This window comes from Ferrovibrio sp., assembly GCF_019636075.1.
Lineage (GTDB): Bacteria > Pseudomonadota > Alphaproteobacteria > Ferrovibrionales > Ferrovibrionaceae > Ferrovibrio.
On sequence record NZ_JAHBYG010000008.1, the window covers coordinates 21,912 to 42,959 of the forward strand.

The 21,048-nt window shown below is 63.3% G+C and carries 24 protein-coding genes; 19 read left to right on the forward strand and 5 right to left on the reverse strand.

Annotation, left to right across the window (positions count from 1 at the left end; all coding sequences use genetic code 11):
- Nucleotides 1–81 precede the first annotated feature (81 nt).
- From KF827_RS05460 to KF827_RS05485, 6 genes are read left to right on the forward strand one after another with little or no spacing between them, the layout of a single operon-like run.
- The gene (locus tag KF827_RS05460; protein ID WP_291001506.1) at nucleotides 82–723 is read left to right on the forward strand and encodes an aminodeoxychorismate/anthranilate synthase component II; all 642 of its coding nucleotides are present in this window, start codon (nucleotides 82–84) and stop codon (nucleotides 721–723) included.
- The gene (gene trpD, locus KF827_RS05465) at nucleotides 720–1,778 is read left to right on the forward strand and encodes an anthranilate phosphoribosyltransferase (RefSeq protein WP_291001509.1); all 1,059 of its coding nucleotides are present in this window, start codon (nucleotides 720–722) and stop codon (nucleotides 1,776–1,778) included. Before KF827_RS05460 ends, trpD begins: the two co-directional genes overlap by 4 nt.
- Nucleotides 1,775–2,578, forward strand: a complete 804-nt coding sequence (trpC, locus tag KF827_RS05470; protein ID WP_291001512.1) for an indole-3-glycerol phosphate synthase TrpC — start codon at nucleotides 1,775–1,777, stop codon at nucleotides 2,576–2,578. The genes trpD and trpC overlap by 4 nt, the downstream gene beginning before the upstream one ends.
- Nucleotides 2,579–3,070 (forward strand): cyclic pyranopterin monophosphate synthase MoaC, encoded by a 492-nt coding sequence (moaC, locus tag KF827_RS05475; RefSeq protein WP_291001516.1) that lies wholly within the window; start codon nucleotides 2,579–2,581, stop codon nucleotides 3,068–3,070. It abuts the gene before it with no gap.
- Complete coding sequence (gene glp / locus KF827_RS05480; protein WP_291001521.1) at nucleotides 3,067–4,269, forward strand: gephyrin-like molybdotransferase Glp; 1,203 nt, start codon at nucleotides 3,067–3,069, stop codon at nucleotides 4,267–4,269. Before moaC ends, glp begins: the two co-directional genes overlap by 4 nt.
- Nucleotides 4,266–5,135, forward strand: a complete 870-nt coding sequence (locus KF827_RS05485) for an MBL fold metallo-hydrolase (RefSeq protein ID WP_291001524.1) — start codon at nucleotides 4,266–4,268, stop codon at nucleotides 5,133–5,135. Before glp ends, KF827_RS05485 begins: the two co-directional genes overlap by 4 nt.
- Nucleotides 5,136–5,249: 114 nt before the next feature.
- On the opposite strand, the gene hemB is transcribed toward KF827_RS05485, so the two are convergent.
- Both hemB and KF827_RS05495 read right to left on the reverse strand, forming a co-directional pair.
- On the reverse strand, nucleotides 5,250–6,263 hold the full coding sequence (hemB, locus tag KF827_RS05490; protein ID WP_291001526.1) for a porphobilinogen synthase: 1,014 nt from the start codon (nucleotides 6,261–6,263) through the stop codon (nucleotides 5,250–5,252).
- On the reverse strand, nucleotides 6,264–6,491 hold the full coding sequence (locus KF827_RS05495) for a hypothetical protein (protein WP_291001529.1): 228 nt from the start codon (nucleotides 6,489–6,491) through the stop codon (nucleotides 6,264–6,266).
- A gap of 103 nt (nucleotides 6,492–6,594) precedes the next feature.
- Between KF827_RS05495 and KF827_RS05500 the strand changes: the two genes are divergently transcribed.
- Nucleotides 6,595–6,936 carry a YnfA family protein gene (locus tag KF827_RS05500; protein ID WP_291001532.1) on the forward strand — a complete coding sequence of 114 codons (342 nt, stop codon included), beginning with the start codon at nucleotides 6,595–6,597 and terminating at the stop codon, nucleotides 6,934–6,936.
- Here the strand turns inward: KF827_RS05500 and KF827_RS05505 are convergent.
- Complete coding sequence (locus KF827_RS05505; RefSeq protein WP_291001535.1) at nucleotides 6,922–7,827, reverse strand: LysR family transcriptional regulator; 906 nt, start codon at nucleotides 7,825–7,827, stop codon at nucleotides 6,922–6,924. The two genes, KF827_RS05500 and KF827_RS05505, sit on opposite strands and share 15 nt — an antisense overlap.
- A 122-nt stretch (nucleotides 7,828–7,949) precedes the next feature.
- Here KF827_RS05505 and KF827_RS05510 point away from each other — a divergent pair, with 122 nt between their 5' ends.
- From KF827_RS05510 to KF827_RS05535, 6 genes are read left to right on the forward strand one after another with little or no spacing between them, the layout of a single operon-like run.
- Nucleotides 7,950–9,449 carry a CoA-acylating methylmalonate-semialdehyde dehydrogenase gene (locus tag KF827_RS05510; RefSeq protein ID WP_291001538.1) on the forward strand — a complete coding sequence of 500 codons (1,500 nt, stop codon included), beginning with the start codon at nucleotides 7,950–7,952 and terminating at the stop codon, nucleotides 9,447–9,449.
- Nucleotides 9,450–9,463: 14 nt separating this feature from the next.
- On the forward strand, nucleotides 9,464–10,615 hold the full coding sequence (locus KF827_RS05515) for an isobutyryl-CoA dehydrogenase (RefSeq protein ID WP_291001541.1): 1,152 nt from the start codon (nucleotides 9,464–9,466) through the stop codon (nucleotides 10,613–10,615).
- 4 nt (nucleotides 10,616–10,619) lie between these two features.
- On the forward strand, nucleotides 10,620–11,666 hold the full coding sequence (locus tag KF827_RS05520) for an enoyl-CoA hydratase/isomerase family protein (protein ID WP_291001544.1): 1,047 nt from the start codon (nucleotides 10,620–10,622) through the stop codon (nucleotides 11,664–11,666).
- A gap of 22 nt (nucleotides 11,667–11,688) precedes the next feature.
- Complete coding sequence (gene mmsB / locus KF827_RS05525) at nucleotides 11,689–12,582, forward strand: 3-hydroxyisobutyrate dehydrogenase (RefSeq protein WP_291001547.1); 894 nt, start codon at nucleotides 11,689–11,691, stop codon at nucleotides 12,580–12,582.
- A 30-nt stretch (nucleotides 12,583–12,612) separates the two neighbouring features.
- Nucleotides 12,613–13,392: an enoyl-CoA hydratase/isomerase family protein gene (locus KF827_RS05530; RefSeq protein WP_291001550.1), complete on the forward strand. Its 780-nt coding sequence runs from the start codon at nucleotides 12,613–12,615 to the stop codon at nucleotides 13,390–13,392.
- A 53-nt stretch (nucleotides 13,393–13,445) separates the two neighbouring features.
- Nucleotides 13,446–14,450 carry a CorA family divalent cation transporter gene (locus KF827_RS05535; protein ID WP_291001553.1) on the forward strand — a complete coding sequence of 335 codons (1,005 nt, stop codon included), beginning with the start codon at nucleotides 13,446–13,448 and terminating at the stop codon, nucleotides 14,448–14,450.
- Here KF827_RS05535 and KF827_RS05540 read toward each other — a convergent pair.
- Complete coding sequence (locus KF827_RS05540; protein ID WP_291001556.1) at nucleotides 14,428–15,081, reverse strand: uracil-DNA glycosylase; 654 nt, start codon at nucleotides 15,079–15,081, stop codon at nucleotides 14,428–14,430. The two genes, KF827_RS05535 and KF827_RS05540, sit on opposite strands and share 23 nt — an antisense overlap.
- Nucleotides 15,082–15,093: 12 nt before the next feature.
- Entirely contained in the window at nucleotides 15,094–15,765 is a 672-nt protein-coding gene (locus KF827_RS05545; protein ID WP_291001559.1) for an NYN domain-containing protein, read from the reverse strand.
- Between the two features lie 100 nt (nucleotides 15,766–15,865).
- Here KF827_RS05545 and folK point away from each other — a divergent pair, with 100 nt between their 5' ends.
- From folK to acpS, 6 genes are all read left to right on the forward strand, one after another.
- Entirely contained in the window at nucleotides 15,866–16,420 is a 555-nt protein-coding gene (gene folK, locus KF827_RS05550; protein WP_291001562.1) for a 2-amino-4-hydroxy-6-hydroxymethyldihydropteridine diphosphokinase, read from the forward strand.
- 119 nt (nucleotides 16,421–16,539) lie between these two features.
- On the forward strand, nucleotides 16,540–16,926 hold the full coding sequence (gene rpoZ / locus KF827_RS05555) for a DNA-directed RNA polymerase subunit omega (protein WP_291001565.1): 387 nt from the start codon (nucleotides 16,540–16,542) through the stop codon (nucleotides 16,924–16,926).
- A gap of 144 nt (nucleotides 16,927–17,070) precedes the next feature.
- Nucleotides 17,071–19,266 carry a bifunctional (p)ppGpp synthetase/guanosine-3',5'-bis(diphosphate) 3'-pyrophosphohydrolase gene (locus KF827_RS05560; protein WP_291001569.1) on the forward strand — a complete coding sequence of 732 codons (2,196 nt, stop codon included), beginning with the start codon at nucleotides 17,071–17,073 and terminating at the stop codon, nucleotides 19,264–19,266.
- A 21-nt stretch (nucleotides 19,267–19,287) separates the two neighbouring features.
- Nucleotides 19,288–19,875 (forward strand): orotate phosphoribosyltransferase, encoded by a 588-nt coding sequence (pyrE, locus tag KF827_RS05565; protein WP_291001572.1) that lies wholly within the window; start codon nucleotides 19,288–19,290, stop codon nucleotides 19,873–19,875.
- Nucleotides 19,876–19,886: 11 nt separating this feature from the next.
- Nucleotides 19,887–20,633 carry a pyridoxine 5'-phosphate synthase gene (locus KF827_RS05570; RefSeq protein WP_291001576.1) on the forward strand — a complete coding sequence of 249 codons (747 nt, stop codon included), beginning with the start codon at nucleotides 19,887–19,889 and terminating at the stop codon, nucleotides 20,631–20,633.
- Between the two features lies 1 nt (nucleotide 20,634).
- Complete coding sequence (gene acpS, locus KF827_RS05575; protein ID WP_291001579.1) at nucleotides 20,635–21,045, forward strand: holo-ACP synthase; 411 nt, start codon at nucleotides 20,635–20,637, stop codon at nucleotides 21,043–21,045.
- Nucleotides 21,046–21,048 lie beyond the last annotated feature (3 nt).

The following is a 21,048-nucleotide window of genomic DNA, read 5'->3' on the forward strand; positions in this document are numbered from 1 at the left end:
GCCGGTACGGAAGGGCTATGGCTTTCCCCCGGGGCGGTAATTTTCTATGGTGACGCGGCTTGTTGGCTGGGAAGGCCCCGTATGCTGGTTTTGATCGATAATTACGATAGTTTCACCTGGAACCTGGTGCATTACTTCGGGATGCTGGGCCAGCGGGTGGAGGTTATCCGCAACGACGAGAAGTCGGTGGCCGAGGTGATGGCCCTGAATCCCAAGGGGGTGGTGCTGTCGCCTGGCCCCTGCGACCCCGACCGCGCCGGCATCTGCCTGGAGTTGATCGGTGCTGCGGCCGAGAAAGTACCGGTTTTCGGCGTATGCCTTGGGCATCAGGCGATCGGCCAGGCCTTCGGCGGCCAGGTGGTGCGGGCGCCGCAACCGCTGCATGGCAAGCTGAGCCGCATCCGGCACGACAATACCGGCGTATTCGCCGGCCTGCCGCAGGATTTCCTGGTCACGCGCTATCACTCGCTTACGGTGGCGCCGGAAAGCCTGCCCAATTCGCTGCGCGCCAATGCCCATGCTGAAGATGGCGTGGTGATGGGCCTGGCCCATGCCGCCCTGCCGATCCATGGCGTGCAGTTTCACCCGGAAAGCATCGCCTCCGAACATGGCCTGGCCATGCTGGCGAATTTCCTGCGTCAATGCGGCCTGAGCGTGGATGAAGAGGCGCTGGCGCGCTTCAATCCGGCCGGCAATATTTCTGGCGGGAAGGCCGCAGCATGACCGATCCGCGTAACGATGTGGCTGAATTCAAACGCCTGCTCGGCCAGGTGGCCGGCGGGGCCCGGTTGAATGTGGATGATGCCCGCCAGGCTTTCGATATCATGATGTCGGGCAATGCCACGCCCTCGCAGATGGGCGCCTTTCTGATGGCGCTGCGGGTGCGCGGCGAGACCGTGGACGAAATCACCGGCGGCGCCCAGACCTTGCGTGCCAAGGTGCTGGGCGTGAAGGCGCCGGCCGGCGCCATCGATATCGTGGGCACCGGCGGCGATGCCAAGGGCACCTGGAATGTTTCCACCTGCTCGTCGCTGGTGGTTGCGGCCAGCGGCGTGCCGGTGGCCAAGCATGGCAACCGTGCGCTGTCGTCCAAGACCGGCGCCGCCGATGTGCTGACGGCTTTGGGTGTGAACATCGATTGCGACCTGCGGCTGATCGAGCGCGCGATTGCCGAGGCCGGGGTGGGCTTCATGATGGCGCCGCGCCATCACGGTGCCATGCGCCATGTCGGCCCCACCCGCGTGGAGCTGGGCACCCGCACGATCTTCAATCTGCTTGGTCCGCTTTCCAACCCGGCCGCCGTGAAGCGGCAATTGCTGGGCGTGTTCGCCCGCGAATGGGTGGAGCCGCTGGCCCAGGTGATGGGCAAGCTGGGTTCGGAGCGGGTCTGGGTGATGCATGGCTCGGACGGGCTGGATGAAATCACGCTGACCGGCCCCACCTATGTGTCGGAACTCAAGGATGGCAAGGTGGCATCCTTCGAGATCGCGCCCGAGGATGCCGGCCTGTCGCGGGTGAAGTTCGAGGAGCTCAAGGGCGACGATCCCACCACCAATGCCGTGGCCTTGCGCGCGGTGCTGAACGGTGCAAAGGGTGCGTTCCGCGATATCGTGCTGTTCAATTCGGCGGCTGCCCTGGTGATTGCCGGCAAGGCCGCCGACCTCAAGGCCGGCGTGGCGCTCGCCGCCGAAGCCATCGACAGCGGCAAGGCCCGTGCGGTGTTGGCCAAGCTGATCGAAATCACCCATGCGGCACCGCCGCCGGCCGAAGAAGAATGACCGACATTCTGGAAAAAATTTGCGCCGACAAGCGCGTGCACATCGCCGCCAGCAAGGCGGCAAAGGCTCTGTCTGCCGTAGAAGCCGAGGCAGGGGCCACGGCCAAGCCGCGCGGCTTTCATCAGGCGCTGAAGGCAACGGTGGCGGGCGGCGGCTATGGCCTGATTGCCGAGATCAAGAAGGCTTCGCCGTCGAAGGGCCTGATCCGCGCCGATTTCGATCCGGCCAGCCTGGCACGCGCCTACCGCGCCGGCGGCGCAAGCTGCCTCAGCGTGCTGACCGACATGCCGTATTTCCAGGGCCACGACGATTACCTGCGCCAGGTGCGCGCCGCCGTCGATCTGCCGATCATCCGCAAGGATTTCATGCTCGACCCCTATCAGGTGGCCGAGGCCCGCGCGCTGGGCGCCGATTGCATCCTGCTGATCATGGCGTGTTTAAGCGATGCCCAGGCCGCCGAGCTTGAGGATGCGGCGATCCGTTGGGGCCTGGATGTGCTGGTGGAAGTGCATGATGCCGCCGAAACCGAACGGGCGCTGAAACTGAAATCCCGCCTGCTGGGCGTGAACAACCGCAATCTCAAAACCCTCAGCGTCGATCTCGCCACTACCGAGGCTTTGGCTGCCCTGGTGCCGGCGGGCTACACGCTGGTGAGTGAATCCGGCCTGTATGAAAAGGCCGATCTGGAGCGCATGGCGAAGGTGGGCGCAAGCTGCTTCCTGGTCGGCGAAAGCCTGATGCGCCAGGCCGATGTGGAAGCCGCCACGCGATTGCTGCTGACGGGCAAGAAGGCAGCCTGAATGGCTTCGCGCAAGACAGCATCGCTCACCCATCTGGATGCCGCAGGCAACGCCCATATGGTGGATGTGTCGGAGAAGGCGGAAACCGAGCGCGTGGCCGTTGCCGGCTGCCGGGTGAAGATGCTGCCTGCCACGCTGAAACTGATCCTGTCTGGCAACGCGCCGAAAGGCGATGTGCTGGCCACTGCGCGCATCGCCGGCATCATGGCCGCCAAGCGCACCCATGAACTGATCCCGCTCTGCCATCCGCTGGCATTGAGCAAGGTGACGGTGGAATTGACGCCCAAGCGCAAGGATAGCTGCATCGAGATCACCGCCACTTGCAAGCTGAAAGGCCGCACCGGCGTGGAGATGGAAGCCCTGACCGCTGCCAGCGTGGCGGCTCTGACTTTGTATGACATGGTGAAGGCGGTGGACCGCGCCATGCAGATTACTGATATTAGGCTGCTGCATAAATCCGGCGGCAAGTCCGGCGTTTTCGAGGCGCGATGATCCCCGTTGCCGAAGCCCGCACCCGCATTGTCTCCGCCTTGCCGAAGATGGCGGCGGAAACCGTTGCGCTGACCGCCGCCCATGGCCGCGTGTTGGCGGAAGGAGTGTCAGCGCGGCGCACCCAGCCGCCCTTTGCCGTCAGTGCCATGGATGGCTGGGCGGCGCGCCATGTCGACCTGGCGAATAAACTGAAACCCATCGGCAGCGTGGCGGCCGGCGGTCGGTTCGCGGGCAAGGTCGGTGCGGGCGAAACCGTTCGTATTTTCACCGGCGCGCCTTTGCCCGATGGCGCCGATGCCATCGTGATTCAGGAAGATGCCGATCTCGGGCCCGATGGCCTGCTGAGTGTGCGCGAGATGCCGAAGCCCGGGCAATGGATCCGCCGCGCCGGGCTGGATTTTGCCGAAGGCGATGAATTGCTGCCTATCGGGCGCCAACTCGGCCCCGCCGATATCGCATTGGCCGCGGCGATGAACCGGCCCTGGCTGGCGGTGCGCCGTAAGCCGCGCCTGGCGGTGCTGGCCACGGGCGACGAATTGGCGCGGCCGGGCGATCCGATCGGGCCGAACCAGATCGTGAGTTCCAACAATCTCGGGCTATGCGCCTTGATTGCGGCTTGCGGCGGCGAGGCGGTCGATCTCGGCATCGCGCGCGACACTGAGGCAGACTTGCGCGAAAAGGCCGAGGCTGCGCGCGGCTGCGATATGCTGCTGACGCTCGGCGGCGCCAGCGTGGGCGAGCATGACCTGATTCACAAAGTGTTGGGCTCGGGCGGCGCCGGCATAGATTTCTGGCGCATTGCGATGCGGCCGGGCAAGCCGCTGATGTTCGGCCGCGCGGCCCTGAGTTTCGGAGACATGCCGCTGCTCGGCCTGCCGGGCAATCCGGTTTCCGCGCTGGTTTGCGCGCTGCTGTTCGTGAAGCCTGCCATCCGGGCCATGCTGGGCCAGGACTGGACTTTGCAGCCCGAGATCGCTCTGGCCGCCGAAGCATTGGGCGCCAACGACAAGCGCGAGGATTACTTGCGCGCCAAGCTGGAAACCGATGATAAGGGCCGGCTGCTGGCGCGGCCGTTTGCGCGGCAGGATAGTTCCATGCTGCGGTTGTTGTCGGATGCCGATTGCCTGGTGATCCGCCCGCCGTTGGCACCGCCCGTGGCAGCCGGCGAGCCGGTGCCGTTTCTGAGGATGGCGCTGTGAAGATCACCTTGCTCGGCACCGGCTGTCCGCAAGTCTCCTCGGCGCGGCGCGGGCCGGCCAATCTGCTGGACTGGCAGGGCAAGCAATATCTGATCGATTGCGGCTCGGGCGTTACCCAGCGCCTGGTGGAGGCCGGTACCGCCGGCCGCGCTATTGAGGCGCTGCTGCTGACCCATCTGCATTCCGATCATCTGGTGGATCTGTATCAGTTGATTGTTTCTTCATGGCATCAAGGCCGCGACCGACCGCAGCGTATCTATGGTCCGGTCGGCACCAAGCGCTTCGCCGATGGCCTGATGGCTTTGTGGAAGCCCGAACTGGATGCCCGCATCGCGCATGAGAAACGCCCATCCACCAAGGCGCTGGAACTGGACGTGACCGAGTTGCAGCCCGGCGATGTGCTGCGCGAGGGCGACCTCACCATCACGGCGGTGGGCGTGCGGCACCAGCCGGTGACGAATGCTTTCGGATTCATCTTCCAGGATGCTCATCACCGCGTGGGGTTCAGCGGCGACACGGCCTATTGCCCGGAGCTGATCGAGGCATCGCGCGGCGCCGATGCGCTGGTGCATGAATGCTTCATCCACCGCGAAATCATGATCCGGCCCGGTATTCGCAGCGAGGAAGGCACACGCAATGTGGCCTCTTATCACACGCTGTCCAGCGAAGTGGGCAAGGTGGCGCGCGAGGCGCAGGTGAAATGCCTGATCCTGAATCATTTCGTGCCGGTGGAATTCGACCGCGCCGCCTTGCTGGCCGAAGTGCGCGCCGATTTCGCCGGCAGCCTGGTGGTGGGCGAGGATCTGATGCGCTTCGATTGCGCGGCCCGCAGCCTCACCCATAACGGCGCGGTGATCGGGTTTTAACCGACACCGAAACCGTCACCCTCGGATTCATTCCGAGGGTCCATGCCGGACACGGCAAAACAGCTGAACCATGGACCACCGGAACAAGTCCGGTGGTGACGAACGGGGGGCGGTTTAGCCCTTGATCCGGCGCGCGATGTCGCGGGCGAAATAGGTGAGGATGCCATCGCAGCCGGCGCGCTTGAAGGCCAGCAGGCTTTCCCAGGCCACGCGTTCGCCATCCAGCCAGCCGCGTTCGGCCGCACCCGCCAGCATCGCGTATTCGCCAGACACCTGATAGGCATAGGTGGGCAGGCCGAAAGCCTGCTTCACGCGCCAGCAGATATCCAGGTAAGGCATGCCGGGTTTCACCATCACCATGTCGGCGCCCTCGGCGATATCCAGCGCCACTTCGCGCAAAGCCTCGTCGCCATTGGCCGGGTTCATCTGATAGGTGCGCTTGTCGCCGCGGCCTAGATTAGCGCTGGAACCCACCGCATCGCGGAACGGGCCATAGAAAGCCGAAGCGTATTTCGCCGCATAGGCCATGATCTGCACATGCTCGAAACCTTCGGCATCCAGCGCGGTGCGGATGGCGCCGACGCGGCCATCCATCATGTCGGACGGCGCGATGATGTCGCAGCCGGCGCGCGCTTGGTTCAGCGCCTGCTGCACCAGAACCTCGACGGAGGCATCGTTGACGATTTCGTCGTTGCGGATCAGGCCGTCATGGCCATGGCTGGTATAGGGGTCCAGGGCCACATCGCACAGCACGCCGATATTCTTGGTCGCGGCCTTGATGGCACGCACGCTCTGGCAGATCAGGTTCTGCGGATTCAGCGCCTCGCTGCCGTCTTCATCCTTCACCTTGGGGTCGGTGGCGGGGAACAGCGCGATGGCCGGGATGCCCAAAGCCTCGGCTTCCTTGGCGGCTTCGGCGGCACCCGCCACGCTCAGGCGTTCCACGCCGGGCATGGAGGGCACCGGCACGGCCTTGTTGCCGTCATGCACGAAGATCGGCCAGATCAGGTCATCCACGCTCAAGGCATTTTCGGCGACCAGTCGGCGAGACCAATCGGCACGGCGCAGGCGGCGCGGGCGGGCGGCGGGGAAGGCGGGCAGGGTGGGCGGAAGTCGGCTCTGGCTCATTCAGATGGCTTTATCATACCTCTGCTGGAATGCAATCCAGACCCAGGGGCTGGTGCCCAGCATCCGGCTCAGCCGCATGGCGGTGCCCAGCTTGATCCGGCGCTTGCCGCTCAGCACCGCGTTGAACAGCCGGGGCGGCATGCGCGCCTCGCTGCGGAAGCTTTCCGGCGTATAGCCGCGCAACTGGATGGCGTTCTGCAGCAGGGCGGCGGGATGGATCGGCAGCATGGCTCAGGCTCCCATGAAGATTTGCCCGAAGTCTGCGGCCAGGGTGGTTAATAGGCCGTGAAGCGGGTTGTGAGCCCGGCGGCCATTGGTTAGCGTGCCTGCCATGACCGCCGCTTACAGCATCGCCGCTTATATTGGTGCCGCCCTTGCCGAGATCGCCGGCTGCTTCGCCTTCTGGGCCTGGCTGAAGTTGGACCGTTCGCCCTGGTGGCTGGTGCCGGGCATGGCCGCGCTGGCCTTGTTCGCCTTCCTGCTCACCCGGGTGGAGGCGGAATTCGCCGGCCGGGCCTATGCCGCCTATGGCGGGGTGTATATCGCCGCCTCGCTGTTCTGGCTCTGGGCGGTGGAAGGCACAAGGCCGGACCGCTGGGATCTTGCCGGTATGGCGCTTTGCCTGCTGGGCGCCGGACTGATCCTGTTCGGGCCGCGCTCAGCCATCCAATAGGAACAGCCCGCGCTCGTGCCGCACCAGATCGGCGATGAAATCGCCGCAGGCCCGGATGCGCGGCAGTTCGCGCTGGTCGGCATGGGTGATCATCCAATAGGTGCGGGTGAGGCGGATGCTTTCGGGCAGCACCGGCACCAGTTCCGGCTCGCCGGCCGCCATGAAACAGGGCAGCACGCAGAGCCCGGCGCCGGCCAGCGTCATGCGCATCTGGGCCAGCAGGTTGGAGGCGCGCAGACGCGGCTTCAGGCCGGGGCCGACAAGGTGCAGGTAATCCAGCTCCGGCGTGTAGAGGTAATCATCCACATAGCCCACCAGGGGATGGCCGGGAATCTGCTCCGGCGCGCTGATCGGGGCATGGCGGGCCAGGTAATCCCGGGCGCCATAAAGCTGTAAATGGTAGTCGGTCAGTCGCCGGGCAAAGACCCGCCCGGTCTTCGGCCGGCTCAAGCCGATGGCGATATCGGCCTCGCGTTTGGACAGGCTCAAAAGGTGAGGCATAGTGATAAGTTCTATATTCAAGCTACTATTTTGTAATGATAATTCCTTTATACGCGGCGCCAGGAAATGCGCCCCGAAACCATCCGGCGTGCCGATCCGCACGCTGCCGGCCAGGCCATCTGGCCCGGCGGTTTCGGCCTGCGCGGCCAAGGTTGCGCTTTCCACCGCCTGGGCCGTGGCGAGCAGCCGCTGGCCGGCCTCGGTAAGCTGGTAGCCCTGCGGGCTGCGCAGGAAAAGCTGACAATGCAGAGCGGTTTCCAGGGCTCGGAGTCTGCGGCTGACGGTGGTATGCTCCTGCCCGAGCCGCTTGGCCGCCAGGGTCAGCCGGCCCGCCCGGGCCACGGCCAGGAAATAGCGCAGATCGTCCCAATCGAATGCGGTTTCCGCCATGGCCTTGCACCTTCATAAGCCCGCACATCGAATGTGCGAAGATTCCCATACCATGGGGCATTAAGACCTGTCATATGTGCAAGATCAACAATGCCTTTTAGAGCGCCAATCAGGGGACGGAAATGACCAAGGACCTTTATCATTTTATCGGTGGCAAGAAGGTGGCCGGCACGTCTGGCCGCTTCCTGGACGTGTACAACCCCACCACGGGCGAAATCGGCGCCCGCGCCCCGCTGGCCACCAAGGCCGAGGTTGAGGCCGCCATTGCCGACAGCCAGAAGGCCTTCGAGACCTGGTCGCGCACCTCGCCGCTGGTCCGCGCCCGGGTGATGTTCAAGTTCAAGGAGCTTTGCGAAAAGCATGCCGATGAAATCGCCCTGCTGATTTCCAACGAGCATGGCAAGGTGGTGTCGGATGCCAAGGGCTCGCTGCAGCGCGGCCTTGAGGTGGTGGAATTCGCCTGCGGCATTCCGCATCTGCTGAAGGGCGAATATTCCGACAGCGTGGCTACCGGCATCGACGTGTATTCCATGCGCCAGCCGCTGGGTGTGGTGGCGGGCATCACGCCGTTCAACTTCCCGGCCATGGTGCCGATGTGGATGTTTGCCGTGGCGATTGCCTGCGGCAACACCTTCATCCTCAAGCCCAGCGAAAAGGATCCGAGCTGCCCGCTGCGCCTGGCCGAGCTGATGATCGAAGCCGGCGCCCCCGCCGGTGTGCTGAACTGCGTGATCGGCGACAAGATTTCGGTGGATACGCTGCTCACCGATCCGCGCATCCAGGCGGTCAGCTTCGTCGGCTCCACGCCGATTGCGCAATATGTTTACGCCACTGCCGCCGCCAATGGTAAGCGCGTGCAGGCCATGGGCGGCGCCAAGAACCATATGATCATCATGCCCGATGCCGATTTGGACCAGGCCGTGGATGCGCTGATCGGCGCCGGCTACGGTTCGGCCGGCGAACGCTGCATGGCCGTGTCGGTTGCCGTGCCGGTGGGCAAGGCCACCGCCGACAAGCTGGTGGAAGCCCTGGCGCCCCGCGTGCGCGCCCTCAAGGTGGGCCCCAGCACCGACAAGGATAGCGAGATGGGCCCGCTGGTGACGGCGGAGCATCTGGCCAAGGTGAAGGGCTATGTGGATACCGGCGTGAAGGAAGGCGCCAAGCTGGTGGTGGATGGCCGCGGCCTGAATCTGCAGGGCTATGAGAAGGGCTTCTTCATGGGCGGTTGCCTGTTCGACAACGTGACGCCGGACATGCGCATCTACAAGGAAGAAATTTTCGGCCCGGTACTCAGCGTGGTGCGCACCGAAAGCTTCGAGGAAGCCGCCAAGCTGCCCACCGAGCATGAATTCGGCAATGGCGTGGCGATCTTCACCCGCGATGGCGATGCCGCGCGCGACTTTGCCGCCAAGGTGCAGGTGGGCATGGTGGGCGTGAATGTGCCGATCCCGGTGCCGCTGGCTTTCCACACCTTCGGCGGCTGGAAGAAATCGGCTTTCGGCGATACCAACCAGCATGGCCCCGAGGGCGTGAAATTCTTCACCAAGATCAAGACCGTGACCGCGCGCTGGCCCACCGGCATTCGCTCGGGCGCCGAGTTCAACATCCCCACCATGAAGTGAAGCCGGAGGGCGCCATGACCCTCCACCTCACCGACGACCAGCGCGCCATCCAGGAGATGGCGCGCCGTTTCGCCGCCGAACGCATGCTGCCCAATGCCGCCCGCTGGGATGAACAGAAGCATTTTCCCGTGGATGAATTGCGCGAGGCCGCCGGGCTTGGTTTCGGCGGCATCTATGTGCGCGAGGATGTGGGCGGCTCAGGCCTCGGCCGCCTGGATGCGGCGCTGATCTTCGAGGAACTGGCTGCCGGCTGCACCTCCACGGCCGCCTATATCTCGATCCACAACATGGCGGCGTGGATGATCGACCGCTTCGGCAATGAAGAGCAGCGGCAACGCTTTCTGCCCAAGCTGTGCAGCATGCAGCATTTCGCTTCCTACTGCCTCACCGAGCCCAATGCCGGCTCCGATGCGGCAGCTTTGCAAACCCGCGCGGTGGATGCCGGCGATCATTATGTGCTGAACGGCACCAAGGCCTTCATTTCGGGCGGCGGGCGTTCGGACATCTATGTGTGCATGGTGCGCACCGGCGAGGCCGGCGCGCGCGGTGTGAGTTGCCTGGTGGTGGAGAATGGCACGCCGGGCCTGAGCTTCGGCGCACAGGAGCGCAAGCTGGGCTGGAATAGCCAGCCCACCGCCATGGTGATCTTCGAGGATTGCAAGGTGCCGAAAGCCAACCGCATCGGCGCGGAAGGCGAGGGCTTCAAGATCGCCATGAGCGGCCTGGATGGCGGGCGCATCAATATCGGCGCCTGTTCGCTGGGCGCGGCCAAGGCCTGCCTGAATATCACCAGGGACTATGTCGGTCAGCGCAAGCAGTTCGGCCAGCCGATTGCCGGCTTTCAGGCCACGCAATTCAAGCTGGCAGACATGGCCACCGATCTGGCGGCAGCCAGGCTGATGATCCGCAATGCCGCTGCCATGCTGGATGAAAAGCATCCCGAGGCGACGCTCTATTGCGCCATGGCGAAGCGCTTTGCCACCGATGCCGGATTCACTATCTGCAACGATGCGATGCAGTTGCATGGCGGCTATGGCTATTTGAAGGATTATCCCATCGAGCGTTACCTGCGCGATGCCCGCGTGCACCAGATTCTGGAAGGCACCAACGAGATCATGCGGGTGATCGTGTCGCGCTCGCTGTTGTCAGGCAGTTTCACGGAGTGAGAGTATGAGTGAAGAGATTCTGTTTTCGGTTCAGAACGGCTTAGGCATCATCCAGCTTAACCGCCCGCAGGCGTTGAACGCGCTGAACCACGATATGTGCGTGCCGCTGGAAAAGCATCTGCGGCTTTGGGCGAAAGATGCTGCCATCAAGGCGGTGCTGATCAAGGCGGCCGGCGAAAAGGCATTCTGTGCTGGCGGCGATATTCGCAAGCTGGCCGATACCGGGCCCGATGGCGTGGCCTATCGGCGGAATTTCTGGGGCGATGAATACCGCGCCAATACGGTGATCGCCGAATATCCCAAGCCCTTCATCGCGCTGATCGACGGCATCTGCATGGGCGGCGGCGTCGGCCTTTCCGTGCATGGCAGCCATCGCGTGGTTTCCGAATTCGCGCTGTTCGCCATGCCGGAAACCGGCATCGGCCTGTTTCCCGATGTGGGCGGCACGTATTTTCTGCCGCGCCTGCCCGGCGAAACCGGGATGTATCTGGGGCTGACCGGCGCGCGGCTGAAGCATGCCGATATCATGGCGCTGGGCGTTGGCACCCATCATGTGCCCCGCGCCAGACTGGCCGACCTGGAAGCCGCGCTGGTTGCGGCATCGCTGCCGGATAACGCCGCGGTGGATGCGGTGATTGCGCAATTCCAGGCCGATCCAGGCCCGGCGCCGATCGACGCTTTGCGGCCCGAGATCGATGCGCTGTTCAAGGGCGATAGCGTGGCGACCATCATGGCGGCACTGGAGGCATCGCCTGGTTTCGGCGAGCAGCAGGCCAAGATCATCCGCGGCAAGTCGCCTACATCGGTGAAGCTGACTTTCGCGCAATTGCGGCGCGGCCGCAATCTGGCCTTCCGCGATTGCATGATCCTGGAATGGCGCATGTGCAATCATGTCGGCCAGGGCCATGATTTCTATGAAGGTGTGCGCGCGGTGATCGTGGACAAGGATCATGCGCCGAAATGGCAGCCGGCCACGCTGGAGGCGGTGTCGGATGAGTATATCGCACGTTATTTCGCGCCTTTGCCGGATGGCGATTTGAAATTCGATTGATGGCCTTACCAGGGAGGAAAGAATGAAAAATATCGGTTTCATCGGCGTGGGCAATATGGGCGGGCCGATGGCACGCAATCTGCTGAAGGCCGGCTTTGCCGTTAAGGCTTTCGATCTCAGCGCCGAGGCGGTGGCGGCCGTGGTGGCAGCGGGCGGAACCAAGGCGGCCAGCGCGCAGGAAGCGGCAACCGATGTCGACCTCGTGGTCACCATGCTGCCGGCGGGCAAGCATGTGCGCGATGTGTATCTTGGCGCCAAGGGCATTCTGGCCGTGGCGCGCAAGGGCACGGTGTTCGTGGATAGCTCTACCATCGACGTAAAAACCGCGCGCGAAGTGATCAAGGCAGCAGAAGCCGCCGGCATGCTGATGCTGGATGCGCCGGTATCGGGCGGCGTAGGCGGCGCGGAGAATGCCGCGCTTACCTTCATGGTGGGCGGCAGCGATGCGGCCTTTGCCGCCGCCAAGCCGGTGCTGGAAAAGATGGGCAAGAAGATCGTGCATGCCGGTGGCGCCGGCAACGGCCAGGTCGCCAAGGCCTGCAACAACATGGTGCTGGGAATCACCATGACCGCGATCTCGGAAGCCTTCGTGATGGCTGAGAAGTTGGGCCTGGCACCACAAGCGATGTTCGACATCGTTTCGGCATCTTCTGGCGGCTGCTGGGCGTTGAGCAACCATTGTCCGGTGCCGGGCCCGGTGCCCACATCGGCAGCCAACCGCGATTACAAGCCGGGTTTTTCGGCCGAGCTGATGCTGAAGGATCTCAAGCTATCGCAGGAAGCGGCGCGTGCCGCCGGCATGTCCACGCCGCTGGGTTCGGAGGCCACGGCGCTGTATTCCGAATTCGTCAATGCCGGCAATGGCGGCCTGGATTATTCGGCCATCATCAAGCTGGTGCGCGGCGAGACCGCCTGAGCATTCTGGCTGACCATACTGGACCTGAGCATGCTTCAACTCGAACGTCGCGGCCGCCTGGCCCTCTTGCGCTTCGATCGTGGCGATGGGCGCAATGCGCTTTCCATTGCCGCGATGCAGGCCCTGCGCGCGGCTTTCGACGAACTGGCGCAGGAACCGCCGGTGGCTTTGGTGCTGACCGGTGCGGAGAGCGTATTCTCCGTCGGTTTCGACCTGAAGGATCCAGCGGTAAGCAATCTGGCCCAGGCCGCGATTCCTGAGCGCATGCAGGGTCCGCTGGCGGGTGCTGCCATGTGCAAGGCCTTTGCTGCACTGGAATGTTACACGATCGTTGCAGTGGAAGGGTATTGCCTGGGCGGCGGTCTGGCGCTGGCGGCGGCTGGCGATCTGCTGATTGCCGGCGAGGGGGCGCGGCTGGGTTTGCCGGAAGTGGATCGCGGCATGAATCTGAGTTGGACCGCCCTGCCGCGCCTGATTGCGCGCGCCGGGCCTGCGGCAGGCAAGCGGTTGGCCATTCTGGGCGAAGTGATGCCGGCCCATGAGGCGCGCACATTCGGCGTTGTGGACGAAACCGTGCCGAGCGGCACCGCGCTGCAGCGTGCGCTTGCCCTGGGTGAACTGGCCGCAGCAAAGCCGCCATTGGCTGTGCGCATGATCAAGCGCGGCGCCAATGCTTATCAGGAAGGCCTGATCCAGATGGCTTCCGCCCTGGATGCGGAACAATTCGCCTTGATGACCATGACCGAGGATTTCGCCGAGAGCCTGGCGGCTTTCAAGGCGCGCCGCCCGCCCAAGTTTGAGGGGCGCTGAAACCCCACGCATGCTATGCTGGCCCTGGTAACGGATTCACCGGGGTGGGTGAGATGGATCAGCAACGTGGCTTGATTTATGGCCAGCAGCAGGGCCTGCGCTTTGCCCTGTTGCTTGATGGCAGCGGCGGTGCGCGCGAAATCGGCTGGGATGGCATCCGTGCCTGGCATCCGGCGCAAGGCGTGCTGTGGGTGCATCTGGAGCGCGACGACGAATATGCCGCCCGCTGGCTGCGCGATGAAAGCGGCCTGGATGCCGTGCTCTGCGATGCGCTGCTGGCCGAGGAATCCCGCCCGCGTGTGCAGGAGACCAATGGCGGCCTGCAAGTGGTGATGCGCGGCGTGAACCGCGATCCCGATAATAACGTGCTCGATCTGGTGCCGATCCATATCTGGGGCAACGAGCAGCGACTGATCAGCCTGCGCGACAAGGATCATTATCTGCATGCCCTGCGCGATATCCGGGAAAGCCTGGCAACTCGGCGCGGACCGGTGCGGGCAGGGCATCTGTTTACCAAGATCGCGCGCAAGGTGATCAAGGGTATCGAGCCGGTGCTGGATCAGCTTGAGGATGAAGTGGACGATCTGGACCATGAGATCGAACAATGCGATGTGAAAGAATCGCGTTCCACGCTCAGCCTGCTGCGCCGCCGCGCCATATCCCTGCGCCGCTACATGGCGCCGCAGCGCGAGGCCTTGTTCAGGATGCAGGGCGCCGATGTGGAATGGCTGAAACCGCGCGACCGCCAGCGCATGCGCGATTTGACCGACAAGGTGCTGCGCAGCGTGGAAACCCTGGATGCGCTGCGCGACCGCACAACCATATTGCATGAAGATTTGACCACCCTGGTGACCGAGCAGATCGCCCAGACCTCCAATCGCCTGACCGCGCTGGCTGCCGTGCTGCTGCCGCCCAGCCTGGTGGCTGGTCTGCTGGGTGCGAATGTGGCGGGCATTCCCGGCCACGATACGCCCTGGGCCTTCGCCGTGATATGCGGCATCACGGCCTTTATGCTGGTGGCGGAAGTCTGGCTGCTCAGGAAGCTGAAGTGGTTTTGACGATTTTGTCGAACACCGCGTGGAACATCGCTTCGGTCAGCCGTCCGGTATTGGTGTTGTAGCGCGAGCAGTGATAGCTGGAAAACAGCGTGGCGCCGGTGGGCAATGGATAGGCCGTGTTATGGCCGAAGGGCGCTGTGCTGCGCTTCACCTTCAAGGCATCCAGCACGGCGATATGCGCGATCTGGCCCAGCGCCAGGATGGCTTTCACGCTTTTCATCTCGGCCATTTCGAGCGAGAGATAGCTGCGCAGGCAGGTTTTGGTTTCGGCCGGTGTGGGCTTGTTTTCCGGCGGCACGCATTTCACCGCGTTGCTGATGCGGGCCTTCAGCAATTGCAGGCCGTCATTCGGATCGGCGCGGAATTCGCCTTTCGAGAAGCCGTATTTCTTCAGCGTGCTGTATAGCAGGTCGCCGGCATAATCGCCGGTGAAGGGCCGGCCGGTGCGGTTGGCGCCTTTCAGGCCTGGCGCCAGACCGACGATCAGCAAACGCGGCGCCTCGTCGCCCCAGGCCGGCACCGGCGCATTGAAGAAATCCGGATAAGCGCGGCGGTTATCGTCGCGGAATTGCTTCAGGCGCGGGCAGAGATCGCAATCGCGGCCCGGAATGGGAGCGGAGAGCAGCGCCATCGGCGCGCCCCATTACCGCTGGTAGCCGCGCGGATTTGCGGTGTCGATGTCGTCTTCGTCGTCATAGGCGCCAGCGGGCGTGCTGGTGCCGGGGCCGACGCGCAGCGTGGCATTCACGCCGGCGGCGCGCTGAGACTGCACAGCCTCGCGGGCCGCGCCTTCGCGCATGATCTTCGGCATCAGATCCTGCAATTCAACGAAGGTATCGGCCTGGCGGCGCAATTCGTCGGCCACCATGGGCGGATTGCTGCGGGTGGTGGCCACCACGCTGACACGCACGCCGCGGCGCTGCACGGCTTCCACCAGGCGGCGGAAATCGCCATCGCCGGAAAACAGCACGGCATGATTGATATGCGGCGCAAGGTCCATCATGTCGATGGCCAGCTCGATATCCATGTTGCTCTTGAAACGGCGGCGACCGGATGCGTCGGTATATTCCTTGGCCGGCTTGGTCACCATGGTGTAGCCGTTATAGTCCAGCCAATCGATCAGCGGGCGCAGCGGCGAATAATCGGCGTCTTCCACCAGCGCGGTGTAATAGAAGGCGCGGATCAGATTCGATTCCCGGCGGAAATGCTCCAGCAGCCGGCGATAGTCGATTTCAAAGCCCAGGCTGCGGGCGGCGGAATATAGGTTGGCACCATCGATAAACAGCGCTACGCGCTCTTGCGGATAGAATTTCATATGAGGCTCCTGGGATTATCTGTTCAAGTAAGAACGGGAATAGTGTTTCGCAATGCCTGAATCTTCGTTGTCGGAACGCTGTCTTGATATACTTTCCAGTATGGATGGCAAGGGTCTGATCGTGCAAGCCAGCGTAAAGTCTGCGATTTATGTTGCAATTGGTGGCAATCTCACCATTGCGGCGTTGCCGGATTTGCGTTCCACACTTGAAGCGGGTGTGCGTGCATTGGGGGCCGCAGGATTGTTTGTGGCGGCGCGCTCTTCCTGGTGGCAATCGCCCGCATGGCCGCCACCTGTGGCAGGAGAAATCGCGCAGCCCGATTATCTCAACGCAATGGTACGCATCGATACGATTCTGTCGCCGCGCGATTTGCTGGCCCGCTTGCATGCCATCGAGCAGGATTTCGGTCGGGTACGCCGGGGCCGCTGGGATGCCAGGCCGCTGGATCTGGACCTGATCGATTATGCCGGCCAGGTGAGCCCGGGGGATGCCACGGGCGAGCCGGTATTGCCGCATCCTCGCGCCACCGGTCGGCTGTTCGTGCTGCTGCCATTGCAGGAAATCGCCCCGGATTGGCATGATCCCGCCAGCGGACGCTCCATTGCGACCCTGATCGAGGCGGCTGATCCTATTAAAATCAATAAGTTATCTTGATGTTCTGCCGCCGGAGCAGGGGTGCTTGCAGGGCTGCCGGGCAACAATTATCTTGCGCTGCATCACGATAGGCTGTAATCAGCCGGCTTTCCCGATTCCGTATCCTTGAGGATCCCGCCATGGCGCGCGTTACCGTTGAAGATTGCGTTCTGAGAGTGCCCAACCGCTTCGAGCTGGTGATGCTGGCTTCGCAGCGTGCCCGGGCTGTCTCGGCCGGCGCGCCGCTGACCGTGGATCGCGATAACGACAAGAATCCCGTGGTTGCCCTGCGCGAAATCGCCGACGAAACGGTGGATATCGAGACGCTGCGCCAGCGCATGATCGGCGGCATGCAGAAGCATGTGGAAGTGGACGAGCCGGAAGACGACAACATGGCCGCCCTGATGGAATCGGCCGAATGGTCTGGCATTCAGCAGGGCGACGACGAATTGCCTGAAGGCATGGGCCTGGAAGACGCCGCCGACGAAGCCGACGAAGCGGAAGAGCCGGACGCCGCCGAGGAGTAATCCTCACGCCTTATTGTGGCTTTTTTGTCACTGGCGCCGGCCTTGGCGCCAGCGGCACTTGCCGTTGCCCGATTTTAGCCCAAAATTCAGATTGTTGTGTAACCGTTGGCGCCCGGGAGAATCCGGGCTGGAGAACGGTAGAAAATGGCGCGCGCCCGCATTTTGAGACAGGTCGAACTGGTAGAGAAGGTTCTGGCGTATGATCCCGACGCCGATGAGGACCTGCTGAATCGCGCCTATGTGTTTTCGCTGAAGGCCCATGGCGCCCAGAAGCGCGCTTCCGGCGACCCCTATTTCAGCCATCCGGTGGAGGTGGCCGGCATCCTGGCCGGCATGAAGCTGGACGACAAGACCATCGCCACCGGCCTGCTGCACGACACGCTGGAAGACACCGTGGCCACGCCCAAGGAACTGGAGAGCGCCTTCGGCGGCGACGTGCTGCGCCTGGTAGATGGCGTGACCAAGCTGTCGCGCATCGAGCAGCAATCCGACCGCACGCGCCAGGCGGAGAATTTCCGCAAACTTCTGCTGGCGATGTCGAACGACATCCGCGTGCTGCTGGTGAAACTGGCCGACCGGCTGCACAACATGCGCACGCTGCATTACATCGCCACGCCGGAGAAGCGCAAACGCATCGCCAAAGAGACGATGGAAATCTATGTGCCGCTGGCCGACCGCATCGGCATGCAGCAGATCAAGGAAGAACTGGAAGACCTGGCCTTCGCCGAATTGAACGGCGATGCCCGCGCCTCGATCATCACCCGCCTGGAGCAACTGCGCAGCGAAGGCGGCAGCCTGACCGAGCGCATTTCCGATCGCATCAAGCGCACCCTGGCGGAGCAGGGCCTGGATGCCTGGGTTTCCGGGCGCGAGAAACGGCCTTTCTCGATCTGGGAGAAGATGCAGCGCAAGAACATTCCGTTCGAGCAGCTTTCAGACATCATCGCCTTCCGCATCGTGGTGCGCGATATCGGCGCCTGCTATCAGGCGCTGGGCATCGTGCACAATACCTGGCCATCGGTGCCCGGGCGGTTCAAGGATTACATCTCCACGCCGAAGCAGAATGGCTATCGCAGCCTGCACACCACGGTGATCGGCCCGGAGAACAAGCGTATCGAAATCCAGATCCGCACCCAGGATATGCACGAGGTGGCCGATCTGGGCGTGGCCGCGCATTGGCAATACAAGCAGCCTGGCGAAAAGGGCAATGCGCCCGATGCCGAAGCCAAGCAATATCGCTGGCTGCGCGAGTTGCTGGAAATTCTGGAACAGACCTCGGACCCGGAAGAATTTCTTGAGCATACCAAGCTCAATATGTTCCAGGATCAGGTTTTCTGTTTTTCGCCGAAGGGCGACCTGATTGCCTTGCCGCGCGATGCCACGGTGGTGGATTTCGCCTACGCGGTGCATTCCGATATCGGCGACACGGCGGTGGGCGCCAAGGTGAATGGCCGCGTGGTGCCGCTGCGCACGGTGCTGCGCAATGGCGACCAGGTGGAAATCCTGCGCTCGAAAGTGCCGGCGCCCAATCCGTCCTGGCTGAATTTCGTCAAATCGGGCCGCGCCAAATCCTGCATCAATCGTTTCATCCGCCAGCAGCAGCGCGGCCAGTATATCGAGCTGGGCCGGGCGATCCTGAACAAGACCTTCAAGGATCATGACCACCAGGTTTCCGAGAAGGGCATGGAAATCGCTGCCAAGGCGCTGAAGCTGCGCGGCGCCGACGATGTGTATGTGGGCGTGGGCGATGGCACGCTTACGCCGCGCAGCGTGCTGCATCTGGTGTTCCCGGGCGAAAAGGAAAAAGACCGCGAGGCCGACCGCCTGCCGGTGACGCAGAAGGTGAGCAAGCCGCTGGATCAGAACCGCACCAGCGGCGGCGGCATTCCGATCCGTGGCTTGATTCCGGGCATGGCGATGCATTTCGCCGGCTGCTGCCATCCGCTGCCGGGCGACCGCATAGTGGGCATCGTCACCACCGGCAAGGGCGTGACGATCCACACGATAGATTGCGAAAGCCTGGGCCAGTTTGCCGATCAGCCGGAACGTTGGCTCGATCTGGCCTGGGATGCGCCGCAGGATGGCGAAAAAGACAGCCAGGCCCATACCGGCCGCGTGGTTCTTATGGTAACCAACGAACCGGGTTCGCTGTCGGCGCTCTCCACCGTGATCGCCAAGCACAAGGGTAATATCACCAATCTGAAGATTACCAACCGCACCCAGGAATTCTTTGAAATGTTCGTGGATGTGGAAGTGCGGGATGTGAAGCATCTCACCAATATCATTGCCGCCCTGCGCGCCACGCCGAATATCCATTCGGTGGAACGGGCGAGGGGCTGAACCAGGCGGGAAAAGGGGCTTATGAACAAGGAAGACGTACTTCGCCATTACCGTGAAACCGGCGCCCTGCTGGAAGGCCATTTCCTGCTGACCTCGGGCCTGCACAGCCCGGTCTACATGCAATCGGCCAAGGTGCTGATGCATCCCGATCGTGCAGCCTTGTTGTGCAAGGCGCTGGCCGATGCGATCCGCGCCAAGCTGGGCCCCAAGCCGGTTGATCTGGTCTGTTCGCCGGCCATGGGCGGCGTTGTGGTGGGGTATGAACTGGCGCGCCAGCTTGGCGTGCCGTCGATCTTCACCGAGCGCGTGGATGGCGCCTTTACATTGCGGCGCGGTTTCGAGATTCCCGAGGGCGCGCGCGTGTTGATGGCGGAGGATGTGGTCACCACCGGCAAATCCAGCCGCGAATGCATCGCCACCATCCAGGCCAATGGCGGCCACACGGTGGCGGCTTCCTGCATCGTCGATCGTTCGGATGGCGAAGTGGATTTGGGCGTGCCGCTGTTTGCGCTCTGCGGCTACAAGGTGCCGGCCTATGCCGCCGATGCGTTGCCGCCGGAGATGGCAAAGCTGCCGGCCATCAAGCCCGGCAGTCGCAATCTGGCCTGAAGGAGAGCGTGATGAGCAAGCTGCGCCTGGGTGTGAATATCGATCATGTGGCCACCATACGTAATGCACGCGGCGGCCCGCATCCCGATCCCATCCGCGCAGCCAAGATGGCGGCCAGCGCCGGCGCCGATGGCATCACAGCGCATCTGCGCGAAGACCGCCGGCATATCTCGGATCGCGATATCGACCGGCTGATGGCCGAGATCGACCTGCCGCTGAATCTGGAAATGGCGGCCACCGAGGAAATGCTGGCCATCGCGCTGCGCCACAAGCCGCATGCCTGCTGCATCGTGCCCGAGCGGCGCGAGGAGCGCACCACGGAGGGCGGCCTGGATGCAGCGGCGCATCACAGCCACCTGCTGCCGATCATCGCCAAGTTGAACGATGCCGGCATTCGCGTGTCGCTGTTCATCGAACCCTCGCCGGTACAATTGGCCGTGGCCAAGGCGATGGGCGCGCCGGTGGTGGAATTGCATACCGGCCGGTATTGCGAGTTGGAAGGCGCGGCCCGCGAGGCGGAATTGCTGCGGCTGCGGAAAGCCGCCGAACACGCTGCCGAACTGGGCCTGGAATGCCATGCCGGCCATGGCCTCAGCTTCGATACGGTTGGCCCTGTGGCGGCCATACCCAGCGTGCAGGAACTCAATATCGGGCATTTTCTGATCGGCGAAGCGATCTTCGGCGGCCTGGATGGCGCCATCCGCCGTATGCGCAGCCTGATGGATCGTGCCCGCGGCAATATGGGGCTGACTGCCTGACATGATCATTGGCATCGGTTCCGACCTGATCGATATCCGCCGGATCGAGAAAACCATCGAACGCTTCGGCGACCGTTTTCTCGACCGCATTTTCACCGAGACTGAAAAGGCCCGCTCGGCGCGCCGGCCGCTTACCCGCACGGCCTCCTATGCCAAACGCTTCGCCGCCAAGGAAGCCTGTTCCAAGGCTTTGGGCACGGGTTTTCGCAAGGGGGTATTCTGGCGCGATATGGGGGTGGTGAACCTGCCCGGCGGCAAGCCCACCATGCGTTTGAGCGGCGGCGCCCTGGCCCGGCTGGAAAGCCTGCTGCCGCCAGGCCACCGGGCGCAGATCGACCTGACCATCACCGACGAGCCGCCATTGGCTCAGGCGTTTGTCATAATTTCTGCGATACCGATTTTAGATCAATAGGTT